This is a genomic window from Roseicyclus sp. (genome assembly GCF_965662675.1).
Classification (GTDB): Bacteria; Pseudomonadota; Alphaproteobacteria; order Rhodobacterales; family Rhodobacteraceae; genus Roseicyclus.
On record NZ_CBFIIK010000180.1, the window covers coordinates 1 to 2,221 of the forward strand.

At 65.5% G+C, this 2,221-nt stretch carries 3 protein-coding genes; 1 reads left to right on the forward strand and 2 read right to left on the reverse strand.

Annotation, left to right across the window (positions count from 1 at the left end; all coding sequences use genetic code 11):
* The first annotated feature begins 92 nt into the window (after positions 1–92).
* Positions 93–554 (forward strand): hypothetical protein, encoded by a 462-nt coding sequence (locus tag ACTG4J_RS15265; protein WP_439140587.1) that lies wholly within the window; start codon positions 93–95, stop codon positions 552–554.
* Between the two features lie 179 nt (positions 555–733).
* On the opposite strand, the gene ACTG4J_RS15270 is transcribed toward ACTG4J_RS15265, so the two are convergent.
* Positions 734–1,840, reverse strand: a complete 1,107-nt coding sequence (locus ACTG4J_RS15270) for a flagellar basal body P-ring protein FlgI (RefSeq protein ID WP_439140588.1) — start codon at positions 1,838–1,840, stop codon at positions 734–736.
* Positions 1,840–2,221, reverse strand: a 382-nt coding sequence (locus tag ACTG4J_RS15275) for a flagellin (RefSeq protein WP_439140589.1), incomplete at its 5' end; no start/stop codon positions are given. The genes ACTG4J_RS15270 and ACTG4J_RS15275, both read right to left, overlap by 1 nt.

Consider the following 2,221-nt stretch of genomic DNA (forward strand, 5'->3'; position numbering starts at 1 on the left):
TTCTTCGTCGTCGCGGATGGTTGGGCGCTCATCACCGGCGCCTTGGTGCGGAGCTATTTCTAACCCATGAAAACAGTCAAAGGGACGTTCCCATGACCGAGAACCCGCTAAGCCCAAACCATGTCGCGACCCCGCGTGAGGAAAAGCTGAAAGCCATCGCAGCGATCTTCGGCGATGCGGTGGCCGCGCGACTGGGTAGCTCGCATGCAGGCGATACCACCCCCCGCAACGCAACCGGTGCGGTCGATGCCGACCGCGTCGCATGGCAGACCAATCGGTTGATCCAGCATCTGCGCCAACGCACCGCCACCCCAAGCGGTGCGCCCAGCAATGCAGCGCCCAAACGGCCAAGCCCGGCCAGCCCGCCGCAATCGGCCAAGGCAGGGCCAAGACCGCTGCCGCCGCTGATGGCGGGAGAAGATCTTGCAGCAGAACATCCAGCCGTGATCGCCCATATGCTGCGCGATGCGCCGCAAGAGATGCGGGTCGCGGTCCTGCGCGCGCTGCCCGGCCATGTGGCACGGATGGTAATGCGCCGCCTTCGGATCAGCTAAACCCGCCGCGATAACCCACACAAAGAGTCACGGTCCGCACGCCACCCATGCGCCGGACGAAGGCCGTCAAGCGGTTGATCAAATCGGGACATCGCGGCCAACGGCGCGGCTCCCGTCATGGCCGGGCTTGGCCCAAAGCGGCACATCGTGAAGCTCACCCCCAACGCGCTTGGGGCGCCCTAGCGCACGATGAATTCCGCGTGCAAAGCGCCTGCGGCTTGGATCGCGTTCAAGATATCGATCATCTCGCGCGGCGATACGCCAAGTGCGTTCAAGCCGCTGACGACATCCGACAGGTTTGCCCCTTCGCGCAATTCCGCAAGCCCGGTGATCTCTTGTTCGTCGATCGCGACATCGGTCCGTGGCAAGATGACGGTCTCACCTTCGGCGAAAGGGTTGGGTTGCACCGCGACCGGGCGCTCGGTGATGCGCAAGGTCAGGTTACCCTGTGCCACGGCGACGGTGCTGATACGCACATCTTCGCCCATCACGATCGTGCCCGAGCGCTGATCGACCACGACACGCGCGCGGCGTTCCGGCTCGACAAGGATATTCTCGACCCGGCTCATCGCATGCGCGGTCGAGCGGGCGCGCGTCGCGGCGATATCGATGATCACGGTTCCCGCATCGAGCATGGCGGCGACGCGCTGGCCGTAATCGGCGTTGATCGCCCGCTCGATTCGCGCGGCGGTGGTGAAATCGGGGCTGCGCAAGGCCAGTCGCACTTCGTCGAGGGTATTGAAGGCGAATTCAACCTCGCGCTCGACCCGCGCACCCGATGGGATCGCCCCGGCGGTCGGCACCCCGACGGTGATGTTGGCCCCATCGCCCTCGGCCGCGACACCACCTGCGATGACCGATCCTTGTGCCACGGCATAGATCTCGCCGTCGGCAGCGGTCAGCGGCGTCATCACCAAGGTGCCCCCCAACAGACTGTCGGCATCACCGATGGCCGAAACCGTCACGTCGATCTGGCCGCCTTGCCGGGCGAAGGGCGGCAAGACCGCGGTGACGATAACGGCCGCGACGTTTTCGGGTCGAAACTGCTCGCCCGTGACATTGACGCCGAGACGTTCGAGGATATTGACCATGATCTCCTCGGTGAAGGGTGCGTTGCGCAAGCCGTCGCCCGTGCCGTTCAGGCCGACGACAAGGCCATAGCCGACCAGATCATTGCCCCTGACCCCGTCGAACTCGACCAGATCCTTGATCCGGATCGGCGTGGCCTGCGCGGCATGTGCGACAAGGAACAAGGTCATGAGGCCGGCGGTGATCAGGCGGATCATCACAAATACTCCGTCAGGGTCAGCCGCGACAGGCGCGCGGTCAGGACATAAAGTGTTTCCAGCCGGGCCTGAACGGCCTGCAGATCCGTGGCCGTGCGATAGGGGTCGGCCTCGGTCAGGCGGGCGTGTTCGATCTCGAACCCGGCGCGGGCGGCTTGGGCGGCGACGCGTGCCTCTTCGATCCTTGCTTGTGTCGCGCCAAGATCCGAGCGTAGGCGGATCATCGCATCCTCGCCGCTTTCCAGCCGCGCGGCGGCGGCCATAACCATTTCGCGCCGGGCTTCGGCTGGCGCCGTGCCGCTCATCTCGGCGGCTAGCGCGGTCAGCGCGATGCCGGCAAGAACCTCGCGCAGCGCGGGATCGCGCGCGGTGACCGCAACA

Coding starts and splice junctions, on each gene's coding strand:
- ACTG4J_RS15270 (WP_439140588.1), bottom strand. CDS start 1,840: ATGATCCGCCTGATCACCGCCGGCCTCATGACCTTGTTCCTTGTCGCA.
- ACTG4J_RS15265 (WP_439140587.1), top strand. CDS start 93: ATGACCGAGAACCCGCTAAGCCCAAACCATGTCGCGACCCCGCGTGAG.